General features: G+C 44.3%; 20 protein-coding genes and 1 pseudogene. 11 read left to right on the top strand and 10 right to left on the bottom strand.

Annotated elements, in window-relative coordinates; genetic code table 11:
• Window positions 1-67: 67 nt before the first annotated feature.
• Window positions 68-412: a type II toxin-antitoxin system PemK/MazF family toxin gene (locus tag G5B60_RS05155; RefSeq protein WP_164683003.1), complete on the bottom strand. Its 345-nt coding sequence runs from the start codon at window positions 410-412 to the stop codon at window positions 68-70.
• Window positions 402-617 (bottom strand): type II toxin-antitoxin system PemI/MazE family antitoxin, encoded by a 216-nt coding sequence (gene mazE / locus G5B60_RS05150; RefSeq protein WP_164683002.1) that lies wholly within the window; start codon window positions 615-617, stop codon window positions 402-404. Before mazE ends, G5B60_RS05155 begins: the two co-directional genes overlap by 11 nt.
• Window positions 618-791: 174 nt before the next feature.
• On the opposite strand from mazE, the gene trmFO reads away from it, so the two are divergent.
• The 8 genes from trmFO (at window position 792) to G5B60_RS11620 (ending at window position 11156) form a co-directional block, all read left to right on the top strand.
• A complete protein-coding gene (trmFO, locus tag G5B60_RS05145) occupies window positions 792-2138 on the top strand; it encodes a methylenetetrahydrofolate--tRNA-(uracil(54)-C(5))-methyltransferase (FADH(2)-oxidizing) TrmFO (RefSeq protein WP_164683001.1) in 1347 nt (448 codons plus the stop codon).
• A gap of 105 nt (window positions 2139-2243) precedes the next feature.
• Window positions 2244-3023, top strand: coding sequence for a NisI/SpaI family lantibiotic immunity lipoprotein (locus tag G5B60_RS05140; RefSeq protein WP_164683000.1), 780 nt, complete (start codon window positions 2244-2246; stop codon window positions 3021-3023).
• 10 nt (window positions 3024-3033) lie between these two features.
• The gene (locus G5B60_RS05135; RefSeq protein ID WP_115269638.1) at window positions 3034-3786 is read left to right on the top strand and encodes an ABC transporter ATP-binding protein; all 753 of its coding nucleotides are present in this window, start codon (window positions 3034-3036) and stop codon (window positions 3784-3786) included.
• A 1-nt stretch (window position 3787) separates the two neighbouring features.
• On the top strand, window positions 3788-5764 hold the full coding sequence (locus G5B60_RS05130) for an ABC transporter permease (protein WP_164682999.1): 1977 nt from the start codon (window positions 3788-3790) through the stop codon (window positions 5762-5764).
• A gap of 147 nt (window positions 5765-5911) precedes the next feature.
• Window positions 5912-6577, top strand: coding sequence for a response regulator transcription factor (locus G5B60_RS05125; RefSeq protein WP_164682998.1), 666 nt, complete (start codon window positions 5912-5914; stop codon window positions 6575-6577).
• Window positions 6574-7524: a sensor histidine kinase gene (locus tag G5B60_RS05120; RefSeq protein WP_164682997.1), complete on the top strand. Its 951-nt coding sequence runs from the start codon at window positions 6574-6576 to the stop codon at window positions 7522-7524. The genes G5B60_RS05125 and G5B60_RS05120 overlap by 4 nt, the downstream gene beginning before the upstream one ends.
• Window positions 7525-7633: 109 nt before the next feature.
• On the top strand, window positions 7634-8548 hold the full coding sequence (locus tag G5B60_RS05115; RefSeq protein ID WP_164682996.1) for a metal ABC transporter solute-binding protein, Zn/Mn family: 915 nt from the start codon (window positions 7634-7636) through the stop codon (window positions 8546-8548).
• 13 nt (window positions 8549-8561) lie between these two features.
• Window positions 8562-11156 carry a pneumococcal-type histidine triad protein gene (locus tag G5B60_RS11620; RefSeq protein ID WP_164682995.1) on the top strand — a complete coding sequence of 865 codons (2595 nt, stop codon included), beginning with the start codon at window positions 8562-8564 and terminating at the stop codon, window positions 11154-11156.
• 73 nt (window positions 11157-11229) lie between these two features.
• Here the strand turns inward: G5B60_RS11620 and xerS are convergent, their stop codons facing one another.
• From xerS to G5B60_RS05090, 4 genes are all read right to left on the bottom strand, one after another.
• Complete coding sequence (gene xerS, locus G5B60_RS05105) at window positions 11230-12300, bottom strand: tyrosine recombinase XerS (protein ID WP_164682994.1); 1071 nt, start codon at window positions 12298-12300, stop codon at window positions 11230-11232.
• Between the two features lie 166 nt (window positions 12301-12466).
• Window positions 12467-14023, bottom strand: coding sequence for a signal recognition particle protein (gene ffh, locus G5B60_RS05100; RefSeq protein WP_164682993.1), 1557 nt, complete (start codon window positions 14021-14023; stop codon window positions 12467-12469).
• 11 nt (window positions 14024-14034) lie between these two features.
• Window positions 14035-14367, bottom strand: a complete 333-nt coding sequence (locus tag G5B60_RS05095) for a putative DNA-binding protein (protein ID WP_164682992.1) — start codon at window positions 14365-14367, stop codon at window positions 14035-14037.
• 78 nt (window positions 14368-14445) lie between these two features.
• Window positions 14446-15150, bottom strand: a complete 705-nt coding sequence (locus tag G5B60_RS05090; RefSeq protein ID WP_164682991.1) for a GntR family transcriptional regulator — start codon at window positions 15148-15150, stop codon at window positions 14446-14448.
• A 147-nt stretch (window positions 15151-15297) separates the two neighbouring features.
• Here G5B60_RS05090 and guaA point away from each other — a divergent pair, with 147 nt between their 5' ends.
• The 3 genes from guaA (at window position 15298) to G5B60_RS05075 (ending at window position 18814) form a co-directional block, all read left to right on the top strand.
• The gene (gene guaA / locus G5B60_RS05085) at window positions 15298-16863 is read left to right on the top strand and encodes a glutamine-hydrolyzing GMP synthase (protein ID WP_164682990.1); all 1566 of its coding nucleotides are present in this window, start codon (window positions 15298-15300) and stop codon (window positions 16861-16863) included.
• 403 nt (window positions 16864-17266) lie between these two features.
• Entirely contained in the window at window positions 17267-18178 is a 912-nt protein-coding gene (locus G5B60_RS05080; protein ID WP_164684195.1) for a helix-turn-helix transcriptional regulator, read from the top strand.
• A gap of 3 nt (window positions 18179-18181) precedes the next feature.
• Window positions 18182-18814, top strand: coding sequence for a GyrI-like domain-containing protein (locus G5B60_RS05075; protein WP_164682989.1), 633 nt, complete (start codon window positions 18182-18184; stop codon window positions 18812-18814).
• 402 nt (window positions 18815-19216) lie between these two features.
• Here G5B60_RS05075 and G5B60_RS05070 read toward each other — a convergent pair.
• From G5B60_RS05070 to G5B60_RS05055, 4 genes and pseudogenes are all read right to left on the bottom strand, one after another.
• Window positions 19217-19339 (bottom strand): annotated as a pseudogene (locus G5B60_RS05070) (putative holin-like toxin); the annotation flags it as partial.
• A 279-nt stretch (window positions 19340-19618) separates the two neighbouring features.
• Window positions 19619-21751 (bottom strand): type I DNA topoisomerase, encoded by a 2133-nt coding sequence (gene topA, locus G5B60_RS05065; protein ID WP_164682987.1) that lies wholly within the window; start codon window positions 21749-21751, stop codon window positions 19619-19621.
• A 93-nt stretch (window positions 21752-21844) separates the two neighbouring features.
• Entirely contained in the window at window positions 21845-22690 is an 846-nt protein-coding gene (gene dprA / locus G5B60_RS05060; RefSeq protein WP_164682986.1) for a DNA-processing protein DprA, read from the bottom strand.
• A 63-nt stretch (window positions 22691-22753) separates the two neighbouring features.
• Window positions 22754-23320, bottom strand: a complete 567-nt coding sequence (locus G5B60_RS05055; protein ID WP_164682985.1) for a sugar O-acetyltransferase — start codon at window positions 23318-23320, stop codon at window positions 22754-22756.
• Window positions 23321-23322 lie beyond the last annotated feature (2 nt).

The following is a 23322-nucleotide window of genomic DNA, read 5'->3' as shown; positions in this document are numbered from 1 at the left end:
ATGAATCGTGCGATAATGCAAGCCCTTATTTTTTCTTTTTGACAAGAAAAAAGCCAGTAAAACTGGCTTACTCAAAGATGTAGTTGTAGAGTTGAACGACTTGGGCAAAGGCGTAATTGTCTAGTGTTGTGATTTTTTGGACGTTGCGAGATTGGTAGTCAAAAGTGTGGAGCTGAAAGGGATTGACAAAGCCGTCTATTTTATCTGAGATGACTTGAACGAGGAGTCCCTTGTCTCTCAAGCGCTCTTGTCCGTGCGTAATGGGGCAGACGGCAATCATGCCGGTTTGCTTGTTGTAATTGTCACTTGAGACGACAACAGCAGGGCGACGTTTCTTGATTTCCTTGGCACGAGAGGGGTCAAAATCAATCCAGACGATGTCTTGTTTTTTAGGAATGTAATTACCATTCATCGTTTAACAATTGAACTCCTTCAAAGTCATCGTCCATGCGTAAATCAGTGACCCCATCAAATGGATTAGAGATTTTAGGGACGAGCATGATGACGTTGTTGCGCCCTTTAGACACCACAAACTCTGTCCCCTCCTCGACATGTAAACGCTTAGGAATCGTGACCGCTAGAGAATTACCAACCTTACGTGTTTTAACTGTGTTCATAAGGCACCTCCTTTGTATACACTAGTATATACTTTTTAGGCTGAAAAATCAAGTCTTTGCTCTTTGTCACTAGCTACTCATCTATGGTATAATAGGACAAGTGGCTATTTTAGCACTTATTATAGAGCAATAGAAAGATTTGAGCCAGTTTATCTGGCAAAGAGGTAGAGTTTCATGTCTCAATCTGTATCTAAAGATTATATCAATGTTATCGGTGCAGGGCTTGCAGGCTCTGAAGCCGCTTATCAGATCGCAAAGCGTGGCATTCCAGTGCGTCTCTATGAAATGCGTGGGGTCAAGTCCACACCGCAGCACAAGACAGACAAGTTTGCCGAATTGGTCTGCTCCAACTCTCTGCGTGGGGATAGCCTGACCAACGCTGTCGGACTCCTCAAAGAAGAAATGAGAAGACTGGACTCTGTCATCATGAAAGCAGCAGAAAGCACTCGTGTGCCAGCAGGTGGAGCGCTTGCGGTTGACCGTGAGGGCTTTTCACAGACGGTGACAGATGAGGTGACCAATCACCCGCTCATCACCGTCATGCGGGAGGAAATCACCGAGATTCCAACAGACGCCATCACTGTCATTGCGACGGGACCTTTGACCAGCGACACTTTGGCGGAGAAGATTCACGCCCTAAACGGTGGCGACGGCTTTTATTTCTACGACGCCGCAGCACCTATCGTGGATGTCAATACCATCGACATGGACAAGGTCTATCTCAAGTCCCGCTATGACAAGGGCGAGGCTGCTTATCTGAATGCCCCTATGACCAAGGAAGAGTTCATGAACTTTCATGACGCTCTGGTCAATGCCGAAGAAACACCGCTCAACAGCTTTGAAAAGGAAAAATACTTCGAGGGCTGTATGCCAATCGAGGTCATGGCAAAGCGTGGTATCAAGACCATGCTCTACGGTCCTATGAAGCCTGTGGGGCTAGAGTATCCAGACGACTACAAAGGCAAGCGTGACGGCGACTTTAAGACACCTTATGCCGTGGTTCAGCTCCGTCAGGACAATGCAGCAGGTTCTCTTTACAATATCGTGGGCTTCCAGACCCACCTCAAATGGGGTGAGCAAAAGCGTGTCTTTCAGATGATACCAGGGCTTGAGAAGGCTGAGTTTGTCCGCTATGGCGTCATGCACCGCAATTCCTACATGGACTCGCCAAATCTCCTCAAGCAGACCTTCCAGTCCAAACAGCAGGACAATCTTTTCTTTGCAGGACAGATGACAGGCGTTGAGGGCTATGGCGAGTCTGCCGCCAGCGGTTTGGTCGCTGGTATCAACGCAGCACGTCTCTTCAAAGGTGAGAGCGAGCTGATCTTCCCAGAAACGACAGCTATCGGCAGCCTCCCGCACTATATCACTCACGCTGACAGCAAGCACTTCCAGCCTATGAATGTCAACTTCGGCATTATCAAAGAGCTAGATGGTCCACGTATCCGTGACAAAAAAGCCAGATATGAAAAAATCGCTGAGCGTGCTTTGACTGACTTAGAGACTTATTTGTCCTATTAAAATCATACTAAACTTACAAAATTGTAAGTTTTGAGCGTCCAAGTGTAAGGTTTGGGCGCCTTTTTTTGCGGTAAAATGGTATCAGAAAGTCAAGGAGGAAAACCCATGATGAAAAGGACCATCGGTTATGGAAGAGGTGTTTTATTTCTTCTTTTGGCTGCGGTGTTTCTACTAACTGCTTGTCAAACAAAGGAGAAGCAGCAGGTATCACTTGATATCAACAGCCAAACGCTAAAAATAAAAGGAGTATCCTACAACATCTCTAACAAAGAAGTCTCAGAAGATGCCATTCAAAAGCTGGCGTATCGCTTTAAAGCCTATCTCGTCCTAGATAGTGACAACAAACTTCGCCAAGCCAAGTCTATACGAGCTTTGATGGATTATGCTAAAGAGCAGCTAGATGATAAAAAAACCACGTCTAGTACGCCACTACTTTTTATCGGAAATGTCTATCAGACGGCAGACGGACTTGCTGTTTCGATAACAGACAGCTACTATAAGCTTGAAAAGACAAGCACAAAGAGTAGCGACAAACGCGACCTGACAGCACTGATCAAGCAGGGCGACAGTGAGTCTAGAGATGGCCAGCTCTCATCAACCGACGCTCGCAAGCTCACAATAGGCAACCAAGCCTACCACATTTCTGATATACTAGTGAGTGAGGGCAATCTCGGCTCTTATGTCTCAACCTTATCAGAGAGTGTAACTTTTGAGACCAAGACTGGCAAGATTCTGGATAAGAGTGACCTTACCAAGTCGACCGACGCTAGCGCTGCTGATAGGACGAGCTGGGAGTATGGCGACATCTACCATACCAAGGAAAACGCTGACGACTTAGTCGTTGCTATCAACAATGACTATCATTTACTACAAAAGGAAAATTAAAGGAGTTACTATGTTTTTAGAAATCAATCACTTAGAGAAAGTTTACCACACTCGCTTTTCAAAGGAGCAAACCCGTGCGCTTCAAGACGTCGACTTCAAAGTCGAGGACGGCGAGTTCATCGCTATCATGGGGGAGTCCGGCTCTGGTAAGACCACACTGCTCAATATCCTAGCCACACTGGAAAAGCCAACCAAAGGCTCTGTCATCCTAGGCGGACAAGACATCACAAAGATTAAGGAAAACAAACTAGCAAGCTTTCGTCTGCACAATCTCGGCTTTGTCTTTCAAGACTTCAACCTTTTAGACACCCTGTCTATCAGAGATAATATTTTCTTGCCTTTGGTGCTTGAGCGCAAGAGCTACAAGGAAATGGCACAGCGTTTAGATGAGCTTGCACCGCAGTTGCGTATCGAGGACTTGCTAGACAAGCGTCCGTTTGAGCTATCTGGTGGGCAAAAGCAGAGGGTGGCGATTGCTCGTAGTTTGATGACAAAACCACAGTTGCTACTAGCAGATGAGCCGACAGCAGCTCTTGATTATCGCAACTCTGAAGACCTCCTAGAGCTTTTTGAGGACATCAATCTGGACGGGCAAACCATTTTGATGGTTACCCACTCAGCCAACGCCGCAAGCCATGCTCGACGTGTCCTTTTCATCAAGGACGGACGTATCTTCCACCAAGTCTATCGTGGCAATAAATCCACCAAAGAGTTCGGCAAGGACATCTCGCTTGCCATGTCTGCTCTTTTAGGAGGTGAGTAGCATGTTTTACTTCAAAATGGCTTGGAATAACCTCAAAAACAGCCTATCAAGCTATGTTCCCTTTATGCTCGCCAGCTTTTTCCTCTACTCGGTGACCTGCTCGACCTTTCTCATCCTGCTGAGTCCCGTCGGAAAATCAATGGGAACAGGGGCGACATCTGTCGGTCTAGGTGCTATTGTGCTTAGTATCTTCTCGCTGGTCATGGAGCGCTATAGCTACCGAGTCCTTCTCAAACAGCGTAGCCGTGAGTTTGGTTTGTACAATATCCTAGGGATGAACAAGCGTCAAGTAGGCGTAGTGGCTACCTTTGAGCTGATGATTATCTTTGTGATACTCGTTATCTTTGGGACGATTTTCAGCGGTATTTTTGCCAAATTCATCTACGTCATTTTTGTCAATTTGACAGGCTACACCAAGCTCAATCTCACGCTAAGCGTGTTCCCGTTTATCCTAAACGCTGTGATGTTCGCAGGTATCTTCTTTATCCTGTGGCTCAGCGCCTTAGCGCATATCAGACTGGCTTCACCACTCAGCCTCTTTCACAACCAAGAGCAAGGAGAAAAAGAACCACGAGGCAATGTCTTTCTGGCTGCGCTCAGTGTCATCGCTATCGGCTATGCCTACTATATGGCGGTCACTTCGGCTAAATTGACTTCCCTTGAGGTCGTTTACAAGTTCTTCTTTGCTGTGCTCCTTGTCATTGCTGGGACTTACCTTTTCTACATCAGCTTTATGACCTGGTATTTAAAGCGTCGTCGGAAAAATAAGAACTATTATTACAAGCCAGAGCACTTTGTCTCTACGTCGCAGATGATTTTCCGCATGAAGCAAAATGCCACGGGGCTAGCTAGTATTACCCTACTAGCAGTTATGGCGCTAGTCACTATCGGCACAACCGTCTCCCTCTACAGCAATACGCAAAATTTGGTTGGCTCTCTCTTTCTCAAGAACGCACATATCAACTACGATGTACTAAGAGATGGCAGCATTACACAAGCTGAAGAGAACTTCAAAAAAGACGTCCTTGATAAGCTTGGTCGCTCAAGTAAAGATGTCATTGCTTATCGGACAGGTATGGTTTCACTCAACTACAAGGATACAAAAGATGTCACTGTCAACGACAATAACATTTCTGCAGTCTCTCCAGTAACAGGCTTTGTCTATCTCATCTCACAAGACGATTTCAAACGCATTGGAAATAGTATCAAAACACTAAAAAGTGATGAAGTTCTCTTTTTAACCCAAAAAGGCAACAGTGCTGTCCATTCCTTTGACCTTTTTGGCAAGAAGTACAAGGTAACCAATCTCAAAAGTGCTATTTTCCCGGACTTGCAAAATACGATAAACAGTGCTGTTCTGGTTTTGCCAAGCAAGGCTGATTGCGAGGAGATTTTCAAACATTATCGCGCTTATACCGATAAAGGCATGGGCATCTCAGAAGCCTATGGCGCCCACCTCGACTTATCAAAAGCAGAAATAGCTAAAATCGTAAATGGTCAAGTTGCAACAGGACAAGGTACAGTCGGAGATGGTGAATTGGTTGGTATCCTTCAGACCAAAGCAGACACCTTATCTGAGATGTACAATTTCTTTGGCGGTCTCCTCTTTACAGGCTTCCTTCTTGGAATTAGCTTCCTTCTCGGTGTAGCGCTTATCGTCTACTACAAGCAGTACTCTGAAGGGCACGAGGACAAGAAGTCCTATCGTATCCTGCAAGAAGTTGGGATGACACAGGGGCAAAGCAAGAAAACCATCAACGCACAGATTGTTCTCTTCTTCTTTATGCCGATTGGTATTGCAACACTACACTACCTTGTTGCCATTCCGATGTTGAGACAAATGCTCCTAGCCTTTGGAGTGACCGATGCTAAGCTGGTCTACATCGTAAGTAGCATTACCATCGCCATTATCGCAGCGCTCTACTTTGTCATCTATCGTCTCACCAGCAGAACCTACTACAAGATTATCGAGCGCTAAGAATAAAAGTTGGGACAAGGCTTCCCAACTTTTATTTGTTTTATAGACTGGTGTAGAAAACACATTTCTATGAATGGGTGATTTTTGTTTCATTCTCTTTTTGTGAAAGCCAGACACTTATGATAAAATAGAGAAAAAGGAGGGCTTATGACGGATAGGCGGATTTTTATTATCGAGGATGACCAGACCATTGTACATCTCTTGAAAAACAGTTTGCAGACGACTTATACGGTGGGAAGTGTTCAGAATTTTCGTGACGTGAAGCGAGAGACCGAGGCCTTTCAGCCAGACTTGATTTTGATGGATATTACCCTTCCTTATTACAACGGTTTTTACTGGACGACAGAAATTCGGAAAAGTTTATCTGTGCCGATTATTTTTATCTCATCAAGTAGCGATGAGATGGATATGGTGATGGCGCTCAATATGGGCGGAGATGATTTTATCTCAAAACCTTTTTCACTGACTGTCTTGGAGGCTAAGATTGCAGCGTTTTTACGCCGTGCTCGCCAAACGGCAACGTCAGAACACCATTTGGATGGCTATCAGCTCAATCAAGATGGTATCTTTACTAGCCCAACTCACCAGCAGGTGACACTCACGCCAAACGAGTACAAAATACTGCGCTTTCTCTTTGAGCATGTCAATCAAGTCGTGACCAAGGAGGAGTTGCTGGAGAGTCTCTGGGAGGACGAGAGCTTTATCGACCAAAATACGCTCAATGTCAACATGACACGCCTGCGTAAAAAGCTGACGCCACTTGACTTTAATCGCATTCATACCGTGAGAGGAGTTGGCTATTTGCTCAAATGATCAAACCATTTTTAAAAGAAAACGCCGTCTGGTATGCGACTTATCTCAGCGTGGTGTTCTTATTTTTCCTCAACTTTTGGCTTTATCATTTGCCACTAGTCTATTTTGCGAACGCTCTAGCGCTTAACCTTGTCGTTCTCGTCGTTGTCAGCTTGTGGCGCTATTTGCTCTTTCGTAAAAAAATGCTGGCGCTTGCGCATTTTGTCTATGATAGTGAGCTTGAGGACTTTACCAGCCCAAGCGACCTTGCTTACCGCACAGCTATCGCAAAACTGCGTCACGTTGCTAATCGTAAAGAGCTTGACGCCATCAGTCAAAAGCATAACCTAGAGAGTCTCATCAAGATGTGGGCGCACCAGATGAAAGTTCCCTTATCCGCCATCTCTCTCATGGCACAGACCAACCAGCTTACCCCAGAAGAAACTAAACGGCAAGTCCTGCGCCTAGAAAACTATCTGGATACACTGCTCAACTATGTCAAGTTCAACCAACATCAGGATGACTTTCGCTTTGAGAAGGTTTCAGCCAGAAAAGTAGTAGCAGAAGTGGTCAAAAAATACCGCACAGCCTGTCTAGCTAAGAACTTATCCGTTACCATCACAGGCGATACCACCTTCAAAACTGATAGAAAATGGCTGAGCTTTGCCCTTTCACAAATCTTTGACAATGCTGTCAAATACTCGCACAACAACGCTCAGATAAGAATCACAGGCACAGAAACACAAGTGACTATCAGCGATGATGGTATTGGCATACTAGAAGAGGATTTGCCTCGTTTGTTTGACGAAGGGTTCACAGGCTTCAACGGTCATGAACATCAAAAGGCGACTGGCTTAGGGCTTTATATGACCAAGCAAGTGCTTGATAAACTTGACTTTTCCATCAAGGTGACGAGTAGGATTGCTAAAGGTACTGATGTCACTATTTCCTCCAAACAAAGACCCTAACTTCAAGAATTTTCTTGAAGTTTTTTTCATTTGCCTATTGACAAAAGCTTAAAACTTGCTAAAATTAAACTTAACCAGTTAATTAATCGGTTAATCAAAAGGAGGACTAATGAAATCAAAATGGTATTTTCTTGTTCTAGTAAGTTTGCTACTGTGTTTGGCGGGATGTCATGCCAACACAAGCGCTACTAAAGGAACAAGGCAACTCAAGATTGTCACAAGCTTTTATCCCATCTATGCGCTGACAAAGACTATCTCTGGTGACTTAAACGATGTCAAAATGATACAGGCCAGTCAAGGCATTCACGACTTTGAACCGTCAACGGCTGATGTGGAGGCTATTTATCGTGCCGATGTCTTTATTTATCACTCTCACACTTTAGAGTCATGGGCAGGAAGTTTAGACCCGAGCTTGCAAGGTTCAAAGGTTAAGGTCATCGAAGCTGCTAAAGGGCTCAAACTTAGTAGAGGCCAGGGCTTAGAGGATGTGCCTGTGACCGACAATATCGACCCAGCAAGGCTCTACGACCCTCATAGCTGGAACGACCCTATCTTGCTTGCTGATGAAGCACAAAATATCGCAAAGCAGCTGAAAAAACTGGATCCTAAAAATGCCAAGACCTACCAAAAAAATGCAGACGACTTCAGCAAGTCTGCCAAGGACTTGACCGCAAAATACCAGAAGATTTTTGCCAAGGCAAAGTCTAAATATTTTGTCACCCAGCACACGGCTTTTTACTATCTGGCAAAACGCTTTGGTCTCAAGCAGTTGGGCATATCAAGTGTGACCAACCAAGAACCTAGCGCAAGACAACTGGCAGAAATAGAAGAATTTGTCAAAACCTACAAGGTCAAAACAATCTTTGTCGAAAATGCTATTTCGACAAAGGCAGCTAAAACCATTGCCCATAGCACTGGAGCTAGTATTCAAGTACTAAGTCCGCTTGAGGCTGATCCGCAAAATAATCTTAGTCTGCTTGAAAACATCGAGCAAAACCTCAAAGGACTGAGTCAACATTTATAAAAAAGGAGTTCTCATGAAGAAAAAATACATTGTCCCTACTATCACGACACTTTCTGTCGTTGCTATTGGTGTCTGTGCCTACCAGCTTGGGCGCTATCAAGCACAAGAAAGTCACGTCGAAAACAATCGCATTTCCTATGTCAATAGCGGCAAAGCAAAGAAACATAAAATCGTATCTGACACCAAGGGTAAGACACCTGATGAGGTCAGCAAGGAAGAAGGCATTTCTGCAGAGCAGATTGTCATCAAAATCACTGATGACGGCTATGTGACCTCGCACGGCGACCATTATCACTACTACAATGGTAAGGTGCCCTATGACGCTATTATCAGCGAGGAGTTGATTATGAACGATCCGTCTTATGTCTTTAAGCAGGAAGATGTGGTCAATGAAGTGAGAGACGGCTATATTATCAAGGTGAATGGTAAATACTACCTCTATCTCAAAGAAGGTAGCAAGCGAGTCAATGTCCGCACCAAGGCGCAAATCGAAGAGCAGCAAGAAGAAGCAAAAGCAGAAGTGGCTGGTAAAGGGCACCACAAACACGGCAGTAAATCGACACAACAAGTGAGCAAAGCTGTTAAGCAAGCTAGAGCGCAAGGGCGCTATACGACCGATGACGGTTACGTCTTTAGTCCGACAGACGTCATTGATGACTTGGGAGACGCTTTCCTAGTGCCACATGGCAATCATTTCCACTATATTCCAAAGTCAGACCTGTCTGCTAGCGAGTTGTCTGCTGCTCAAGCTTACTGGAATGGGCTTTCTGGACGGGCTAAGCAAACGCACCAAGCACAAACTATTTTTAGAAAAACAGATAGTACGTCAAAAGCAACGCCGCAATTGCCATCCTCAACGACACACTTTGCACCAACTATTCCGCAGAATCACGCTTGGCATACAAGCCAAACTACGCAGACGACACATCATTCGCAAACAAGTGCACCGTCTACAACCCACACAAGTACCCAAGCGCAGAGTCAAAAAGAGCAGCCACAAACCAACAACTCAACGTCTCTAACTGCTCTCCTCAATCAACTCTACGCTCAGCCATTGACATCCCGTCACGTTGAAGCGGATGGTCGCGTCTACGATCCGCAAAAGGTTATCCGCTTTACCGCAACAGGGGCGGTCATTCCGCACGGCGACCACTATCACTTTATCCCTTACAGCCAAATGTCAGACCTAGAAGCGCAAATCACACGCCTTCTCGCCTCTGGAGCAAAAGTAGATAGCAAGACAAGCGACAATCAGACGCAAAACACCAAGTCTGAAAGCCAAACCAACAACTCTACAAATACCGGCAAAGCAACAAGCACTCTCATCCCAGCTAACAGCAAAAAGTCTGCTCAAGGTAGCGACGGCAAGCCTTACACAACCTCTGATGGCTATACCTTTAGCATTGACTCTGTGACGGATGTGGTTGACCAAGCCATAATCGCTAAGCACGGTGACCACCTGCACTATATCCGCTGGGAAGATTTAGAAGACAGCGAGTTGGATGCTATTCGTGAAAAATTTAAAGACCAAAAGACGACCAAGACAGCCCTTTATCCGGCTAATATCGAGGCTATCAAACCTGAGTTGAAGATGCCTTTGAAGGACTTGCCATCTGACCTTTACTATGTCATCGCAGCCACTCCGCAAGGCTTTGTACAGCCGCACTATGACCATTACCATGTTATTTCTTATGATTGGTTGGATAAGGATGTGATTGCTACTATCAAGTATATGCTGGCGCACCCAGAGTTGAAGCCAACGCCTACACGTGAAGTTCTTCGTAAGCAAGCTGAGATTTACAAGATGGACTTTAAGACCTTGGAAGACAAGATTAACGACATTTCTGAGCGCTACGATGTCAGCCCAGCTCATATGACCTTCCTCAAGGACAAACGCCAAGTGCGTCTGACGGATAAAAATGGTAAAGAGCAAACAGTTGATATTGAGACAGGAGCACTGCTCAGCTATTTACAAGACGACACTAGCGCTCTTTCTGGCAAGAGCAGTCAAGACATGACCAATATCCTAGACCGTTTTGCTAAGGACTACGGCATGAGCGCTGATACGCTCAATGAAAAACTCACCAATATCGCCCTTGAATACAAGGTTTCCTACGCTAGCATGAGCCTGCATGCGGACGGTCACGTCACTTTCCAAGCAAACGGCAAGGACGTCAGTCTCGACCTTAAAGCAAACACGGAAAATACCACACCAAAAACAGCAGACACACAAACAGACAAAATCACGCAGTTAGCACAACAATGCGGCTACAGCCGTGATGTCATGTCAACTAAGATTGATCAGCTCACAAGCAAATACCAAGTCACCCTTGACGCTATTCACTTTGAAGCTAATAAACAAGCCACTATCACACAAACCAACGGCAATAAGGTGACGGTTAATCTTGATACCCTAGCAGAAATTACGACGACTAAACCTGCTGACACTAAGACAAGCACGCAAGCAAGCACAGATAGCTCTTCTAGCAGCAAAGTCGATTTCCCAATGGCAAAACAAAAACCATTTGGAGAGACAGACGATAGCGACACAGACAGTAGCAGTCAAACAACAAGCAGCAGTGAAGCAGAAGCGACAAGCGAAGAATAGTTTACATAACTAAAAATATGTAATAGAACACAACTACCAAAAAAGACTTCTAAGTTTTATCTTAGAAGGCTTTTTACAGTTTATCAAGAGCATTTTTCTGCTCGTCGTTGACGATGTGGGTGTAGAGGTCAGTGACCTGCGTCGAAGCATGCCCAAGCTGATGACTGACTAGGACTTGTGATTTGGTGCTGTCATAGAGCCTTGGCGCTAGAGTGTGTCTGAGCTTGTGCGGTGTGACCCGAACCTTGAAACCTTGCGAATATTTGGCAACCAGTTTTTCGATAGAAGAAGCGTCGATACGATTGGGCTTGCCACGGTATTCTGATAAAAAGAGGGCGGTATCCGTCTTTTCAGCCTTGTAACGTGCCTTGCGAATAGCGAGATATTGCTCCAAATAAGGCTTTGCAAAGCTAGCAACGTTAACAGCGTCCCTTTTTCCCCCTTTTCGGGTGACCTCAATGACCATCATATTGAGATTGAGGTCTTTGACATCGAGATTAACTGCTTCAGACAGACGAATGCCAGACGCCAAAAGCAGTGCGATAATGGCTAAATCACGTTCTTTATTTTTGCTGAAGAAGGAGAGAGCACGTTTTGATAATTTGGTCGCATAATCCTGCTCAATATAGTCTAAAAACGCCTGCGTCTCATCGCCCAAAAAGAGCTTTTGCTTGATATTTTCAGCCCGAGCCGCCAAGGTTTCTTTCTTTTTCTTGGTGGACACTTTCTTCATGACATTACGGTAAAAATAGGGCTCACCCTCATCATTTTCCACCTCCTCGGTCAAGTACTTAAAAAGGCTCGAGAGTGCGGATAATGTCCTGTTTATCGTTGTTTGAGAGACACCTTGTTTAGTCGTGTTGCTGTTCAGCAAGGGACGCTCACGCAGATACAAAATGAAAGCCTCCATGTCTTTTTTGGAAAGATGTTCCAGAGTTTCAAGCTCAATATCAGCAATTTTTTGACAACGTGCAATGTCTGAGTCAATCAACCATGCAAAAAAACGACGATATTCCTTGAGGTATTCGTAAAGCGTCGTAAAACTATAAGGAACGGTCAATTTAGACTGATAATAATCCAGCACGTACCAAGGCATAACCGCCTTGAGCTCGTCAATTTTTTCTAGTAATAATTCACGTCGCATAATATGTCCTCTAAAAATCATGATGTTTGTCTTTAAGAGAAGTATACCACACCCCTATCTTATTTTCAAGAAAATTACAGTTTTTCGGAAAGATGAAAAGTAAAAAAACTAAAGAAGCCCCAAAATACTAGACCTCCCTAGTTTGATAACCTTTTTCTAAAAAAGATTATTTACGTTTTTTCTTAGCCTTCTTCATCTTCTTAGCCATGCGTTTCATGGCTTGTTTGGTTGCAAACGCGCCGACTTTACCTTTAAGTCCGCCACCAAACATTTGGCTCATGTCCATGTTGCCACCAAGCGCTGACATGTCTGGCATGCCTTGCCCCATCATGCCATCTAAGGCTGACATATCCATGTTATTTGGCATGTTTTTAGGGAGATTGTTTGGATTGATACCCATTTGTTTCATCATCTTATCCATATCACCAGACATGACCCCTTGCATCATCTGCTTAGCTTGGTTAAAATCTTTGATAAATTTATTGACCTCAACAAAGCTATTTCCAGAACCTGCTGCGATACGACGGCGACGGCTTGGGTTTAAAAGGTCAGGATTTTCACGTTCTTCAGGCGTCATAGAGGACACAATCGCACGTTTTCTGGCAATATCGCGCTCATCCACCTTGACGTTTTTCAGTGCAGGATTGTTTGCCATGCCAGGAATCATCTTGAGCAAAGCTTCCATAGGTCCCATATTTTGCACTTGGTCGAGCTGTTCGATGAAATCATTGAAATCAAAGGTGTTTTCACGCATTTTTTCAGCCAATTCCAATGATTTTTGTTCATCGTATTCAGCGGAAGCCTTTTCAATGAGGGTCAACAAGTCCCCCATGCCAAGGATACGACTAGACATGCGGTCAGGGTGGAAAGTCTCAATATCTGTGATTTTTTCACCAGTCCCTGTAAATTTAATCGGCTTACCAGTAATTTCACGGACAGATAGAGCCGCACCACCACGGGTATCCCCGTCAATCTTGGTGAGGACAACCCCTGTAATATCTAGTTGCTTGTTAAATTCATCGGCGACATTTGCTGCCTCTTGACCAATCATACTGTCAATGACCAGCAAAATCTCATTTGGCTGAGCTAGAGCCTTGACATCACGCAGTTCCTGCATGAGTTTTTCATCGATTTGCAGACGACCAGCCGTATCGATGATGACATAGTCATTACGATTTTCACGAGCCTTCTCTAGACCTTGACGGACAATCTCGACAGCAGGCTGCTCTGTTCCCATGTCAAAGACAGGCACGTTGATTTGCTGACCAAGTGTTTTCAATTGGTCAATGGCTGCTGGACGGTAAATATCCGCAGCAATCATAAGTGGACGTGCTTTTTCTTCTTTGATGAGCTTGTTGGCTAATTTACCTGCAAAGGTGGTTTTACCAGCACCTTGCAGACCTACCATCATGATAATGGTTGGAATTTTAGGTGATTTTTCAAGCTCAGCTGTCTCAGAACCAAGGATTTCCGTCAATTCTTCATTGACGATTTTGACGATTTGTTGGGTCGGATCAAGTGTGTCAATGATTTCGTGACCAACCGCACGTTCACGAACACGCTTGATAAAGGTTTTTACAACAGGTAGGGCAACGTCGGCTTCAAGAAGGGCGAGACGGATTTCTTTGGTGACTTCTTGGACTTCTTTTTCCGATAGTTTCTTTTTGCCACGGATATTTTTAAAGACGCCTTGTAAGCGCTCGGTTAAACTTTCAAATGCCATGATGTTCTCCTCTAATCTCTATTATCAATACTGCTTAGTAGCTGGATTTGCTCTTGTAGATAGCTGTCTTTGGGATATTTCTCTAAAATCTCGTCAAATATCTGACTGCGCACGATATAATCCGAATACATGTGCAGTTTCATCTCATAAGTTTCTAAAATCTTCTCGGTGCGTTTGATATTGTCATAAACAGCCTGACGGCTCACATCAAACTCCTCAGCAATCTCAGCCAAACTATAATCATCCGCATAGTAAAGCTCGATGTAGTTCATCTGTTTGTCGGTCAATAGCGCTGCGTAAAACTCAAAAAGCGCATTCATACGATTGGTTTTTTCAATTTCCATAGCCTCTATTATACCAAAAAATGCTGGGCTTTTATAGTTTTTTTACAAACATAGTTTACATAATTTTATAATTGTAAACTAACCTTGGTTTTCCAAATAAAACTCAAAGCGCTCACCGACATATTGGCTGTGCACATACTCAAAAGGCGTGCCATCCTTAAAGTAAGAGACCTGCACCAGGGTCAAGAGAGCGCTGCCTCGCTTGGTCTGCAAAATCTCTGCGATACGCTCTGAAGCATTGCGAGCTGATATGGTCTGGCTGCTTTTGCCGATCTCATAGCCATGACTGGTCAGCGCTTTGAAAAATTGCTCGGTGATGTCCTTGCGTGCGATATGTTTAATCAACTCTTCAGGGATGGAAGCAACCTCATAAACCAAGGGTACACCGTCGGCATAGCGCACCCGCTCCATTTGGATGACATAGGCAGACTCATCTGTCAACTGCAGTTTCTCACGTTCAGTCTTGTCCGCTAGTTTTCGCTTGTAAGATAGCAGTCTGCTGGAGGGTGTTTTTCCCTGTCCTTTGATAATATCAGAAAAGCTGGTCGTGCCAGACATTTTTTCCTGCACCCGCTTGCTAGCGACAAAAGTGCCACTTCCCACACGGCGCTCCAAGATACCCTCGTCCACCAAGAGTGAGATGGCTTGACGTAGCGTCATCCGGCTGACAGTAAATCTATCCGCCAAATCCCGCTCACTTGGCAGACGCTCACCGATTTTCCAGTTTTCCTCCTCAATCTCCTTTTTGATAACATCATGTATCCTAATATAAGCTGGTACCATATCTGCTCCTTTATGTCTTGCTTAGTTTTCCTCTATTTTACCATTTTTTTAGGCAGAAAAAAATACGATTGACTACTGCTATTTCTGGCAAAATATGCTAAAATGAAGATAAACTGTTAGGCTTCTAACGTAAAAGAAAGGAAACACATGATTGATAATGCGAAACAATTGAATGATGTGCAAAAAATCATCGTTCTGGACTACGGTAGCCAGTACAATCAGCTGAGCGCTCGCCGTATTCGTGAGTTTGGAGTATTCTCAGAACTAAAGAGCCACAAGATTTCTGCTCAAGAAGGCAAAGACATCAACCCAATTGGGATTGTCCTATCTGGAGGACCAAACTCTGTTTATGCGGACAATGCCTTTGGGATTGACCAAGAGATTTTTGAGCTTGGGATTCCGATTCTTGGGATTTGCTACGGCATGCAGCTATTGACCAGCAAATTAGGCGGAAAAGTTGTCCCTGCCTCTGAAGCGGGTAATAGTGAGTACGGTCAGTCTACTTTGCGTGTCAAAACGGACTCTAAGCTCTTCAAGGGAACGCCTAAAGAGCAAACCGTTTTGATGAGCCACGGAGACGCTGTTACAGAGATTCCTGAGTCATTCCACCTCGTTGGGGACTCTGTTGATTGCCCGTATGCTGCCATCGAAGATAGCGAAAAGCGTATCTACGGTATTCAGTTCCACCCAGAAGTGCGTCATTCAGAGTTTGGTAATGATATCTTGCATAACTTTGCCTTTGACATCTGTGGGGCAAAAGGTGACTGGTCAATGGAGAACTTCATTGATATGCAAAGCGCTGCTATTCGCCAAAAAGTAGGTGACCGTAAGGGCCTTCTAGGCTTGTCTGGTGGGGTTGACTCATCTGTTGTTGGTGTACTCTTGCAGCGTGCTATCGGTGACCAATTGACCTGTATCTTTGTTGACCACGGGCTCCTTCGTAAGGGCGAAGGCGACCAAGTCATGAACATGCTTGGTGGAAAATTTGGACTAAACATCATCCGTGTGGACGCTTCAAAACGTTTCCTAGATTTGCTAGCTGGTGTTGATGACCCAGAAAAGAAACGTAAAATTATCGGAAATGAGTTTGTCTATGTCTTTGACGACGAGGCAAGCAAGCTAAAAGGCGTTGATTTCCTAGCACAAGGAACGCTCTACACTGACGTTATCGAGTCTGGGACAGAAACAGCGCAAACCATCAAGTCTCACCACAACGTTGGCGGACTGCCAGAGGACATGCAATTTGAGCTTATTGAGCCGCTTAATACCCTCTTTAAAGACGAAGTACGTGCTCTAGGAACAGCGCTTGGCATGCCTGATGAGGGCGTTTGGCGTCAGCCATTCCCAGGGCCAGGACTTGCTATCCGTGTCATGGGTGACATCACTCCTGAAAAGCTCGAGACTGTCCGTGAGTCAGACGCTATCTTGCGTGAAGAAATCGCAAAAGCTGGGCTTGAACGTGACATTTGGCAATATTTCACTGTCAATACTGGCGTGCGTTCTGTCGGTGTTATGGGAGATGGGCGTACTTATGATTACACCATCGCCGTTCGTGCCATCACTTCTATCGACGGTATGACCGCTGACTTTGCTCGTATCCCTTGGGACGTTCTTCAAAAGATTTCCGTTCGTATCGTCAATGAAGTTGACCACGTCAACCGCGGCGTCTACGACATCACCAGCAAACCACCAGCAACCGTTGAGTGGGAATAGACTACCAACTTAATTTGAAGTGAAATGATTGATTTAACGGCGTTTTCAGCAGTTATAAAAAGCATAAAACCACTTAAAATTGTTTGATTCCCCACCAAACACCCCACCAAAAATTGTATGCGGTTGGGGTGTTTTTTGCTTTATCGCAGAATATTCGTGAAATATAAAGTAATTATAATCTTTGAGATAGGGATTGCGCATCAGGCTGAGGAGGTTGTTCTGAACGAAATTATCTATTGGTAATGGACAAAGATAACAGCATAGAGAAACAACGCAATGAAGACACCTCGTTTGGGCGGGGTGTCTTCATTGCGTTGTTTTCTATTTCTGCTATAATAAACATGACATATAGTTGTCGTGTTTTGCGTGATATAATTATTTTGATGAAAGCGAATTGATAGATATGAAGATAGACCGACTAATTGGAATATTATCCGTGTTATTGCAAAAAGGCTCTGTGACTGCACCGTATCTCGCAGAAAGATTTGAAGTGTCACGTAGGACCATCAATAGGGACATTGAAGATTTATGCAAAGCGGGGATTCCGATTGGTACAAGGCAGGGCTCAGGCGGCGGGATTTCCATAATGGATGGGTATGCTATCAGCCGTACACTGCTCTCCACGTCAGAAATGCAAGACATATTGGCGGGGCTGCGAAGCCTTGATAGCGTAAACGGAACAAACCAGTACAAACTTTTGATGGAAAAACTGTCCGCAGGTTCTTCTGATTTCATGGTCGGAAATCAAACTATTTTAATTGACCTTTCATCATGGCATAAGGATACCCTCCAACAAAAAATTGAAAGCATCAGAGGCGCAATAGATAACAGCCGAAAAATTGCGTTTATCTATTATTCTGCAAATGGTGAATCCCACAGAGTAGTTGAGCCATATTACTTGATTTTCCACTGGTCAAGCTGGTATGTGTGGGGCTGGTGTGATGTGCGTAAGGATTTCAGATTATTTAAGCTAAACCGTATGGAGAACCTCAGGGTCAGCGAGGATGGGTTTGTAAAAAAACAGGTTCCATTGCCAGAACTTGACAATGAAAAAATCTTTCCGGGAGGAATATCTATAAAAGCTGTATTTCAGCCCGAGTGCAAATGGAGACTGATAGAGGAATTCGGCACTGGCTGCTATAAAGAACAGGAAGATGGTAAACTGCTATTTTGCTGGGATTTTACAGACAGGGAAAATCTGATTACCTGGTTGCTGACATTTCAAGACAAGGGCGTTCTGTTGGAGCCTGAGGAATTGCGTGGAGAATTGATAGATGCCTTGCAAAGAATATTAAATCAATATAAGGAGAATTAACAAATGGCATTTGACTACAAAAAGGAATACAAAGAATTTTATATGCCGAAAAACAAGCCGTCTATTGTTACGATTCCAAGCATGAATTATATAGCTATTCGTGGAAAAGGCGATCCGAACAGCGAGGATGGTGAGTACAAAACATCTATCGGTCTTTTGTATGGAATTGCCTATACAATAAAGATGAGCTATAAGGGCGAACACAAGATTGATGGCTTTTTCGAGTTTGTTGTACCTCCACTTGAGGGCTTTTGGTGGCAGGACAGCCTAAGCGACATCGACTATGCTCATAAGGAGAATTTTCAATTTATCTCCGTTATCCGCCTTCCCGACTTTGTGACTAAGGCAGATTTTGATTGGGCGGTTGAAGAAGCAACGAAAAAGAAAAAGCAGGACTTTTCAAAAGTTGAGTTTTTCACTTATGACGAGGGAGAATGCGTGCAATGCATGCATCTTGGTTCTTATGATGATGAGCCTAAAACTGTTGCTGCTATGCACGAATACGCGGGTCAGAACGGTTATATGGTTGATATTACAGATACTCGTTATCACCATGAGATTTACCTTTCTGACCCACGTAAGGTAGCACCCGAAAAATTAAAAACAGTTGTAAGACACCCGGTAAAAAGAATTTGAGAAATTTCAGTTGGTTGGGCTGAGACAATATCAAAATGATACGGTTTTGCATGGAAATATCCCATTCTACATCAGGGAAACGAGTCCAAGAATTGAGTGGGAATAATACATAAGGGTAATTTAGTCTAAAAGTTCTTGATTTAACATCATTTTGCCTATTATGAATAGTGTTGAATTGAGATAAAACACTTTGGATTGTCTCCAAAGTGTCTCTAAAAAGAGATAGCTTAATCAAAAGAAGCTGTCTCTTTTTTGTTTTAAGTTGCTATTTAGCCCCAAAATGGTATAATAAAAATAGAAAAAAAGGTTAAGCGACAACTTAACCCTTTGTAGAACCGTTTAAAAGACGGTGGCTCATAATTACTATTAAAGAATAGCCGTTACTCCCCAAAGGATTGACGGCTATTTCTTTTTGTTATCGTCTTTGAAGATTTTATAGCACAAACCAATCACAGCTACGGTAAAACTACCAAAACTCAAAATGGTCTGCACAACTTCAAACGCTGTCAAAAGTGCTCCTCCTTCCTGTCAGATTTTGATGAATTGCACATAGGCGTCACCTCTCTTTCAGAAAACAAGAGCCACCGTCTTCACTTTTCTACAGTAAGGATTATATCATTTCATTCCTAGAAATAGCAAAAAACTCTTCTTACATTAAGTGAGAAGAGTTTTGTTTGTAATATTTAGATTTCATTCCATCAGCAAAAGTAATCAAGCTAATGTCCATCCGCCAATCATGAACGTCATAACGAATAAACATACTGTTGTTGTAAAATGATTTTTCATATATAATACCTTCTTATGTTACTTCACAACCTCTTCCTTATAGTCACACTTTTCGTTTGAGCAGATGACTTGTTTGCCACCGCCACGGACTTTTTTCTCGACGAGGAAGGCGCCGGATTTTGGACAGTCACGTCCGACAGGTTTGTCCCAAGAGGTGAACTCGCACTCTGGGTAGCGATCACAGCCATAGAAGATACGATTGCGCTTGGTTTTGCGCTCGATGACCTGTCCTTTGTGACATAGCGGACAAGTCACGCCGATTTCTTTGGTGATGGCTTTGGTGTTGTGGCATTCTGGGAAGTTGCTACATGCGTAGAATTTACCGTAGCGTCCTAGCTTAATAACCATAGGTGAGCCACAGACATCACAGTCAAATCCCGCAGGCTCATCCTTGATTTGGATTTGCTCCATCTCACTTTCTGCTTTTTCAAGTTCTTTTTCAAAGGGTTTGTAAAAGCGGTCAATGACCTTTTGCCACTGCTCCTTGCCAAGCTCGACCTCATCCAGCTTAGGCTCCATCTCCGCCGTAAATGCCACATCAACAATGTCTGGGAAGAACTCGACAATCAAACTATTAACAATCTCACCGAGCTCTGTCGGCTCAAAGCGCTTCGCAGACAAGGTGACATAATAGCGCTTTTGGATGGGCTCAAGAGTCGGTGCATAGGTGGACGGACGACCCACACCATTTTCCTCCAGCGTCTTAATCAGCGGCGCTTCTGAGTATCTAGCTGGTGGCTGGGTGAAATGCTGCTCTGGCTGTGTGGTGACTTTCTTGACAGTGTCTCCCTCTTTCATGTCAGGAAGCATTTTGTTTTTGTCAGAGTCGTTGTAAACAGCAAGATAGCCATCAAACTTGACCTGACTGCCGTTGGCTGTGAAGATAACGCCGTTTTGAGACAAGGTCACTTTCATGGTGTCAAAGACAGCAGCTGCCATTTGACTAGCGACAAAGCGGTTCCAAATCAAGGTGTAGAGTTTGAGCTGGTCTTTGTCTAGATACTTAGCAATAGACTCAGGTGTCTGCTGGACATTTGATGGGCGGATAGCTTCGTGCGCATCTTGGGCGCTAGCGCGATTTTTCACACGACTACCATGCTTAGAGTATTTCTCCCCAAAGCGCTCTGTGATAAAGTTTGCAGCGTCATTTTGCGCTACAGGACTGATACGAGTCGAGTCGGTACGCATATAGGTGATAAGACCTTGTGTGCCGCTCTTGCCGAGGCTAATGCCCTCATAGAGCTGCTGGGCGACCATCATGGTTTTTCGGGTTCTAAAGTTGATTTTATTGGCCGCATCCTGCTGGAGCGATGAGGTGGTATAAGGCAGCGGTGCGTTTCTACGACGCTCCTTTTTCTCCACTTTATCGACGTTGAAATCATCACCTTTGATACGAGCGAGGACTTCTTTGACATCATTGTTGGTCTGAAGCTTGTGCTTTTTGCCGTCTAAACCGTAGAAGCTAGCGTTAAACTTGCGTGTGCCTTTTTTAAAGGCGCCGTCAATCGTCCAATACTCCTCTGGCTTAAAGGCTTTAATCTCGTTTTCACGGTCAATAATGAGCTTGAGTGCGACGGATTGCACACGTCCAGCAGAGAGTCCTTTTTTGACCTTTTTCCATAGGATAGGCGAGATAGAATAGCCCACAATACGGTCCAGCACACGTCTTGCCTGCTGGGCATCCACCAAGTTCATGTCAATCTCACGTGGCTCGACAAAGGCATTTTTGACAGCGTCTTTTGTAATCTCGTTAAAGACCACACGGTTTTTTGCCTTAGGGTCAAGGTCTAGGATGTGTGCCAAATGCCATGAAAGCGCTTCTCCTTCACGGTCCGGGTCACTTGCGAGAAAGACATTTTTCGCTTTTTTGGCTTCCTTTTTCAAGTCGTTAATCAAGGGACCCTTACCACGGATGTTGATATACTGCGGTTCATAGTTATTGTCAAAGTCAATAGACATGCTAGACTTTTTCAAGTCACGGATATGCCCAACAGAGGCGACCACTCGGTAGTTGCGCCCGAGGTACTTTTCAATCGTCTTTGCCTTTGCAGGAGACTCAACGATGACCAGATTTTTTTTCGTTGTTGTTTTCTTCTTACGTTTCGTTGTTGTCTTTGTTTTTGTCGTTTTCGTTTTGGTTGCTGTTGCCATACAGATTACACTTTCTCATTTGTTTAAACTGTATGTATCATATCCCACTTTTTCTAAGCTGTCAATAAAAAACTTTTTCTTATAGGAAAAACACTAAGCAAATGGATACTCTAAAAGCACGTCAGAGCCTGATGTAATGCACTTTGCACCCTCTTGGATAAGGTGATGACAACCATCAGAGACACCATCTAAGATATTACCAGGAATGGCAAAAACGTCCCGCCCCTCTTCTAACGCTCGCTCACAGGTGATGAGACTGCCTGAGCGAATGCGGGCTTCACAGACGATCAGCCCTTGGCAGAGTCCAGCGATGATACGGTTGCGCTCTGGAAAATGGTACTTGAGCGGTTGACTACCTGCTTCATACTCTGACAGGACAAGGTGGTTTTTCCCGAGATAATCTTGGAGTTTTTGGTTTTCCCTTGGATAGTAGACGTCTAAGCCACAGCCGATAATAGCAATGGTCGCTCCGCCATTTTTGATACTCGCCATGTGAGCGCTGGTGTCAATCCCACGTGCCAAACCGCTGACAATGACAAAGCGATTATTGAGTTCTTGGATGATTTTCTGCACAGACTTGACACCGATTGGACTTGCCTTTCGAGCGCCAACCACAGCGATTTTAGGCTTTTCGAGCAAGTCCAGATTGCCCTGATAAAAGAGCAAAACGGGTGGGTTATAGATTTCTTTTAAGGCTAAGGGATATTCCTTGTCCAAAATAGAGATGGACGGAAAGCGACTAAACTGCTCACGCAATGTTTTGCTGTCAAGCGATCGGGATTTTTCGATGAAAGCCACAGGATTTTTACACTTTGAGACAACCGCCATATCTCGCAGGCTCAGCGACTTGCCGACCCGCTCTTGATAATCAAGGATGTTGATGATATTGAGATTGGTCAGTCCCGCTTTTTTCAGTTTAAACAGTTCAAAATTATTCATGTGATTACCTCCACCTGTTTATTCGTATTTTGGTGTGAAAGTGAAAAAGTGCAAGCTATTAGCTCACACTTTTGGTAAATCCAACTGTTTGATGATACGGGCAGGATTTCCTGCTAGGACGACATTGGCGCCGAAGGATTTGGTGACGACACTGCCAGCGCCGACAACGACGTTATCGCCTAGCGTCACACCAGGAAGAATAGTCACGCCACTTGCCAGCCAGACGTTGTCTCCGATAGTGATAGGCTTGCCGTATTCTAATCCTGCAATGCGTTCCTTGGCGTCCAGTGGGTGAAGCGGAGTGAGTAATTGGCAGTTAGGTCCAATCATAGCGTTATCGCCAATCCTAATCTCACAGACATCCAAGAATGTCTGGTTAAAATTGGCATAAAAATTCTCTCCGACATGGATGTTATTGCCATAATCGCAGACAAAGCCAGGCTCCATAAAGATGTGCTCGCCAGTTGTGCCAAACCAATCCTTTAGCATGCTTGAGCGCTTCTTCTCGTCCTGCTCGGCGTTAAATGCCATGAGTTTTCTTCTTGCTTCGAGGCGTTGATTTTTGAGTTCTTTGTCGCTAGCGTCATAGAGTTTTCCTGCTAGCATTTTGTTACGTTCGGTTTGTGTCATAA

It is taken from the genome of Streptococcus hyointestinalis (assembly GCF_011039275.1).
GTDB classification, from domain to species: domain Bacteria; phylum Bacillota; class Bacilli; order Lactobacillales; family Streptococcaceae; genus Streptococcus; species Streptococcus hyointestinalis_A.
This window is presented reverse-complemented; position numbering and strand designations above follow the sequence as displayed.